The organism is Microbacterium sp. Leaf351, from assembly GCF_001423825.1.
Lineage (GTDB): Bacteria > Actinomycetota > Actinomycetes > Actinomycetales > Microbacteriaceae > Microbacterium > Microbacterium ginsengisoli.
Window position 1 is genome coordinate 3,847 of the sequence record NZ_LMPK01000012.1, and the last position, 6,137, is coordinate 9,983.

Below are 6,137 nucleotides of genomic sequence, written 5' to 3' on the forward strand. Positions count from 1 at the left end.
ACGGGTGGTCGCGTGGTACGCGTAGCGGTAGCGCTCCCAGACCGCCGGTTCGACGTCGTGCTCCTCGCCGTCGACGCTCACCCGCACCTTGTCTCCCGTGATGCGGGTGACGGTGCCGATCGTGCCGTTCACCCAACGGGGCGGCTCGCCGTAGCCGGCGGTGTCGTTGCGCAGGAACATCACCTGCGCGCCGATCTTCAGCTGCAGCTCGACATCGGCGGGGNNGGGCGTCGAGGTGGCGTTTGTTGATCGCATTGACCGCGTCGTTGCGGGTCGCGAGGGTGATGATCGGCTGCTCGCCGTCGACCGGCTCGGGCGGTGTGCGGGCCCCGTGGCCGTTGAGCACTCCGGCCATGTCGGCCGTCACGCGACCATGGCGCACGGCGTCGAGGAGCGCCTTGAACGCCGGGTCGGACTGTCGATGGATGTCGCGCAGCTCCCGGATGTGCAGGGTCGCGCCGTGGCGTCCGAGGTCGATGATGCCCGCGGCATCCGGTGTCTCTCCGGCCCAGACGTGCGCGTCGAAGAACCAGTGCGACCGGTAGTGGTCGTGGAGGTAGCGCAGCTCGTCGCCACGCGGCGGCACCGGGGCGAGCTGGTAGGGATCGCCGAACATGACGACCTGCACGCCGCCGAAGGGCTCCGCGCGGCGGCCCCGGGCCTGACGCAGCGCCCGGTCGATGCCGTCCATGAGGTCGGCGCTGACCATCGACNGCTCGGTGTTGGCGATGAGGCCGATCGGCAGCCGCAGCAGCGAGTGGATGGTCTGCCCGCCGACGTTGAGTGCGGCGACCCCCGTCGGCGCGCAGACGGCGACGCGCTTGGCGGTGTGCTCGACGAGGTGGCGCAGCAGCGTCGACTTGCCGGTGCCCGCTCGACCCGTCACGAAGACGTTGTCGCGCGTGCCCTCGATGAGCTCGTAGACCTCCGTCTGCTCGCTCGAGAGGGGGGTCGTCTGCACCCGTCCATGCTAGGTGCGCGGGCGCCCCGCGAGCCGTGGGGGCGTTTCCCGGGTGGCGGCGCGGCCCGGTTCCTACACTGTGAAGGTGACTGTCGCCGAGCCGGATGCCGCCACCCCCCGGGTGCGTCGGCGTCGGCCGTTGTGGGTCGATCTCACATCGATCGCGCTCGTGACCGCGCTGCTGCTCGCGGGTCTCGGCGTCGGATCCGCGGCGCTCTACCGCCAGTTGTACAGCCCGACGGCGTTCGTGCTGCACTATCTGTCCCTCCTGTCGGATGGGCGGGCCGGCGACGCGCTCGCGGTCCCGGGCGTGGCGCTCACCCCCGATCAGCTGTCCGCCGCCGGGCTGCCGTCGACGGCCTCGTCCGCACTGCTGCGATCGACCGCGCTCGGCCAGCTCTCCGATGTGAACGTCGTGTCGGAGTCGTCCGAAGGCGCCGTCACGACCGTCACCGTCTCGTACTCCGCCGGCGGTCACTCGGGCACCACCGCGTTCCGCGTCGCACCCGGCGGGCAGCTCGGTGTGCTCCCCACCTGGCGCTTCGCCACGAGTCCGCTCGCGGTCATGTCGCTCACCGCGCTCGGCACGATGCAGTTCGGCGTCAACGGATTCGTGGTCGACAAGCGGCAGGTCTCGCCCGACGGCGAGAACGTGAAGCCGACCGAGCCGATCGCGATGCTGGTCTTCTCCCCCGCCCTCTACGCGATCCGCATCGACACCGACATCTCCTCCTCGAGCGGGACGGCGGTGCTGACGAACGCGCCGGGCGTCGACATCCCGGTCACCGTTCAGGCGCAGCCGACGGCGCAGTTCACCTCGGTCGTGCAGCAGCGGGTGAACGAGTTCCTCTCGCAGTGCGCGACCCAGCAGGTGCTGCAGCCCACCGGATGCCCGTTCGGCTATGTCGTGCGCAACCGCGTCGAGGGCACTCCGACGTGGTCAATCACGCAGCAGCCGACGATCCAGGTCGTTCCCGACGGCAACGGCTGGCGCATCCCCGACACCGCCGCGGTCGCCCACATCCAGGTGACGGTGCAGTCGCTCTACGACGGGTCGGTGCGACGGGTCAGCGACGACGTCCCCTTCACGGTGAACGCCGGAATCACCGTCAACCCCGACGAGACGGTCGCGATCTCGATCGGCGGCGGAACGAACTGACCTGCCGGATGCCGCGACTTCCCGCGCCGGACGATCAGGCGTCGCGGTCGGGGTGCCGGCGGGCGGCGGCGAGCGCCGCGTCGTACGCGTCGAGCTCGGCGTCGCGCTCGCGGCGCGCAAGACGGCGGGACGCGGCATCCGCGGGTCTGGGGGTGCGCGCGACCATGACGGCGAGAGCGAGCAGTGGCACGAGACCGCACCCCGCGACGACGACTCCCGCCCGGCGCTGGTCATCGAGGGGCTCCGCGCCCCAGGCGGGGGCGAGGGCGCCGAACCAGTCCGCGACCCACAACGACGCGGTCGAGACGAGCACGGCGGCGAGGGCGATGACGGCCGCCGCGACCAGCACGATCGCGAGCGCCCGCGCCGCCGTCGCGGTGCGCGGCACGACGACCGCCCGGACGAACAGCAGACCGGCCGCCGCGGCGACGCCGATCGCGAGGTCGGTGCCGATGCGGTGGCTCAGCGTCCAGCGCAGCACGTCGGTCGCTGTCGCGAGCCAGAGCACGGCGATGAGCAGCAGCGCCGCGACGACGGGGGAACGCAGCGCCCGCGGCGGTGCGAGCGGGGCGAGCGGGGCGGATGTCTCGGCGCCGGCGGTGCGCGCAGCGCGGGGCGGCGTCGCCCACGCGACGAGCACGGGCACGGCGAGTGCGACGATCAGCAGTTGCGCGAGCCGGGCGCTCAACAGCACGTCGGCGTAGACGGCGAGTCCGCCGCACGTCGCCCACAGGAACAGCACGACCGCGACCATTCCTGCGCCGAGACGCGCGGGCGAGCGCCGGGCGCCCGCGACCGCGGCTCGGCGGCGCACGACGAGCCACGCGATTCCCGCTGCGGCGACGGTGAGCCAGAGCGGGTCGAGCGCGACACCGAGCAGCAGCGATCCGATCGTGGGCACCGGGGGCAGCGGCATCCCGGTGAGCACCTCGGCGGGGGTCGCGTCGGCCGGCGGCGCGACGGGCTGCGTGCCGATGCCGACCGCCGCCCCGAATCCGAGCAGCGCGGCGAGCGCGACCAGCGCGATCACGAGAGGTACCGGAGCGCGCGAGGCCGAGACGACGGCCGCTCCCACGACGATCCCGGCGCCGACGGTCGAGACGGTGAGCATCAGCAGAGCCAGGCCCGCGGCCGGGCGCGGCGACGCGCCGGCGGCGAGCGCCGCCAGCGGCACCACTGCGAGCGCTGCCAGCACCGCGAGCACTCGGACGGCCCGCACCGTGCGCACCGACACCAGCAGCACGGCGATGAGCGCCGCCAGCACCGTCGTCACGAGCCAGAGTCGTCCCGTCGACGTTCCCGTGACGAAGCCCGCCACCTCGGCGCCGAATGCGGGATCGAGACCGGGTGTGAGGTCGAGCAGCGACACGGCGGTGAGGACGGTCGCTGCGGCGGCGGCCAGGGCGAACACCGCGGCCGCACCGGCAGCGACCGCCACGAGACGCCCGAACGCGGCGCGGGCGACGGTTCCGCCGGCGACGGCGAGCACGAGACATCCGATCGTCGTCGCCACCCCGAGCCGCACCAGCACCTCGGCGAGCGGCAGGAGCCAGCCGACCAATCGGCCGGGCGCCGACAGACCGGCCGTCACCAGCGCCGTGGCGAGCGCTACGACGGCAAGGAGCACAGGGGCTCCGATCCGCCAGGCGCGCGCAGTCACGCGGTCCAGCCTAGGCGGGGGCCGGGTGGCATTCCCGTGCGCGCGACCATAGCCGGACGCGCCACGATAGAGGGATGTCGCACCCCACCGCCACCGCGCCCGCGCGACGCCGCTGGCTGCAGGCCATCGATCGCCCTCGGGACGTCGTCGCGTACATCACGCCGAACTGGTTCGCCTCGGTCATGGGGACCGGCATCGTCGCGAACGCTGCCGTCGCCCTCCCCGTGCAGGTGCCCGGCCAGCGCACCTTCGCACTCGTGGTGTGGCTGCTCGCATCCGCCATGTTCCTCGCGCTGATCGTCGCGACCGCGCTGCACTGGATCTGGTTCGGCGGCGTCGCCCGCGGTCACCACAGCAATGCCACGATGGCTCACTTCTACGGCGCACCGGCCATGGCGGCACTGACCGTCGGACTCGGCACGCTGGTCGTGGGCGTGGACATCCTCGGTGAGCCCGTGGCGGTCGCGATCGACGCCGTGCTGTGGACCGTCGGCACGGTGCTCGGCCTGATCGCCGCCGTCACGATCCCCTACCTGACTTTCACCCGCCACGACGTGCGGGAGGACAGCGCGTTCGGCGGATGGCTCATGCCCATCGTCCCGCCCATGGTGTCGGCGGCGACCGGCGCGGCCCTGCTACCGCACATCCCCGCGGGCCAGCTGCGGCTCGACTTCCTGCTCGCCTGCTACGCGATGACCGGCATGACCGGCATCGCGGCGCTCATCATCCTCACCCAGCTGTGGGGGCGCCTCGCCCGCCACGAGGTCGGGGCCGTCGCGATGGTGCCGACCTTGTGGATCGTTCTCGGACCGCTCGGTCAGTCGATCACCGCGGCGAACAACCTGGGTGCCGATGCGCACCTCGCCGCTCCGCCCGACCTGGCATCGGCGTTCTCCGCCGCGGGCGTCGTGTTCGGCGTGCCCGTGCTCGGCTTCGCCCTGCTGTGGGGTGCCCTGGTCGTCGCCCTGACGATCCGCGCCGCGCGCGCCCACCTGCCGTTCACTCTCACCTGGTGGTCGTTCACGTTCCCCGTCGGCACGTGCGTGACGGGGTCCGCCGCCCTCGCCGTGCACACCGGCTCGCAGGCACTCGCGGCGCTGTCCGCGGTGCTGTTCGTGGGGCTCCTCGTCGCGTGGGTCACCGTCGCCGCGCGCACCCTGCACGGAGTATTACGCACGGGTCGCCTACTGCTGCCGCCGGCCTGACGTCGCCGCGACGCCACCGCGAACGAAGCCGGACACGACGAAGGGGGGATGCCACGTGGCATCCCCCCTTCGCGGAGTCGAGAAGACTTACTTGACGGCAGCCTTCAGCTTCGAGCCCGCGGTCACCTTGACGCGCTTGCCCGCGGCGATCTTGATCTCGGCGCCGGTCTGGGGGTTGCGACCGGTGCGAGCGGCGGTCTCGACCTGCTCGAAGGCGATCCAACCGGGGATCGAGACCTTCGCGCCCTTGGCGACGCTCTCGGCGACCGTGGCGAACAGGGAGTCGAGCACACCCGAGACCGTGGCCTGGCTCTGACCCGTTGCGCTCGCGATGCTCGCGACGAGTTCGGTCTTGGTGATGGACTTGTCGGCCATGTGGTTCCTCCAGGCGCCGAAGCGCCTCTTGTCTGGGTCCGGTCACCCGAGGGTGCCCGGTGTGGTCGGGTTCGACCGTGCTCGAATATACCCACTTTCCGCGTGATTCCGCGGATTTTCCGCACTTTGACGGATCGGTGGCGGCGTGTCACGAGGCGCATGACGCTCGTGGGGCTGCTGTGACTGCTGATCAGGCCGGTGCGCGCGGATCACCTCGTGCGCGGTGCGCGCGAAGTCAGGCGTGACGAGGCCAGGACCGTCGAGATACCCGCCGACGAGCGCAGCATCCCGCAGGAGGACGAGGGAGGCCGCCACCTCGCGCGGACGGACGAGGCCGGCTGCGCCAGCGAGGNNNCGCCGCGGCGTTGATGAACGGACATCCGCGCGTGTGCCGCAGGCGCACGTCGTCGGCGATCCCGCCGACCACGAGGTCGAGGAGGATCCCCGGGTCATCGGACGCGGTCGCCGCCTCGGCGAAGAGCGCCCGCAGCTGCGCGTCCTCCCCTTCGAGGTAGGCCAGGACGAGGCCCTCCTTGCCGGCGAACTGCTTGTAGAGGGTCGCGCGGGTCACCGACGCGTGCTCGATGATGCGATCGACGCCGACCGCATGGATCCCCTCGGAGTAGAACAGCGTCGTCGCCGCCTCCAGCAGGCGGGTCCGAGCCGAGGGGCGGTCCGCTGTTGCAGCGCTCATGTGATCCTCCGCGATCCATCGTGCCAGCCGGCGGCGGAATCGCTTGAATAGATAGAACGTTCGGTCTACTCTGATTCTACGCC

General features: G+C 72.1%; 4 protein-coding genes and 5 pseudogenes. 2 read left to right on the plus strand and 7 right to left on the minus strand.

The window, feature by feature from the left end; all coding sequences use genetic code 11:
• The 3 pseudogenes from ASG00_RS16960 to ASG00_RS16970 all read right to left on the minus strand — a co-directional run.
• Nucleotides 1-223, minus strand: a pseudogene (locus tag ASG00_RS16960) (helicase); the annotation flags it as partial.
• Between the two features lie 2 nt (nucleotides 224-225).
• Nucleotides 226-713, minus strand: a pseudogene (locus ASG00_RS16965) (helicase); the annotation flags it as partial.
• 1 nt (nucleotide 714) lies between these two features.
• A pseudogene (locus ASG00_RS16970) lies at nucleotides 715-961 on the minus strand (AAA family ATPase); the annotation flags it as partial.
• Between the two features lie 85 nt (nucleotides 962-1,046).
• Here ASG00_RS16970 and ASG00_RS04895 point away from each other — a divergent pair.
• Nucleotides 1,047-2,120, plus strand: coding sequence for a hypothetical protein (locus ASG00_RS04895; protein WP_056207431.1), 1,074 nt, complete (start codon nucleotides 1,047-1,049; stop codon nucleotides 2,118-2,120).
• 34 nt (nucleotides 2,121-2,154) lie between these two features.
• Here the strand turns inward: ASG00_RS04895 and ASG00_RS04900 are convergent, their stop codons facing one another.
• Nucleotides 2,155-3,780 (minus strand): cytochrome c oxidase assembly protein, encoded by a 1,626-nt coding sequence (locus ASG00_RS04900; RefSeq protein ID WP_137878665.1) that lies wholly within the window; start codon nucleotides 3,778-3,780, stop codon nucleotides 2,155-2,157.
• 74 nt (nucleotides 3,781-3,854) lie between these two features.
• Between ASG00_RS04900 and ASG00_RS04905 the strand changes: the two genes are divergently transcribed.
• Nucleotides 3,855-4,985 (plus strand): TDT family transporter, encoded by a 1,131-nt coding sequence (locus tag ASG00_RS04905; protein ID WP_056207326.1) that lies wholly within the window; start codon nucleotides 3,855-3,857, stop codon nucleotides 4,983-4,985.
• 87 nt (nucleotides 4,986-5,072) lie between these two features.
• On the opposite strand, the gene ASG00_RS04910 is transcribed toward ASG00_RS04905, so the two are convergent.
• The 3 genes and pseudogenes from ASG00_RS04910 to ASG00_RS16980 form a co-directional block, all read right to left on the minus strand.
• Entirely contained in the window at nucleotides 5,073-5,360 is a 288-nt protein-coding gene (locus tag ASG00_RS04910) for an HU family DNA-binding protein (protein ID WP_045247020.1), read from the minus strand.
• A 42-nt stretch (nucleotides 5,361-5,402) separates the two neighbouring features.
• Nucleotides 5,403-5,712, minus strand: a pseudogene (locus ASG00_RS16975) (hypothetical protein); the annotation flags it as partial.
• Between the two features lie 3 nt (nucleotides 5,713-5,715).
• Nucleotides 5,716-6,054 (minus strand): annotated as a pseudogene (locus tag ASG00_RS16980) (TetR/AcrR family transcriptional regulator); the annotation flags it as partial.
• Between the last annotated feature and the right edge of the window lie 83 nt (nucleotides 6,055-6,137).

What these genes read in the sequence shown, in the direction of transcription:
- ASG00_RS04905 (WP_056207326.1), top strand. Translation starts at nt 3,855, where the DNA reads ATGTCGCACCCCACCGCCACCGCGCCCGCGCGACGCCGCTGGCTGCAG.
- ASG00_RS04910 (WP_045247020.1), bottom strand. Translation starts at nt 5,360, where the DNA reads ATGGCCGACAAGTCCATCACCAAGACCGAACTCGTCGCGAGCATCGCG.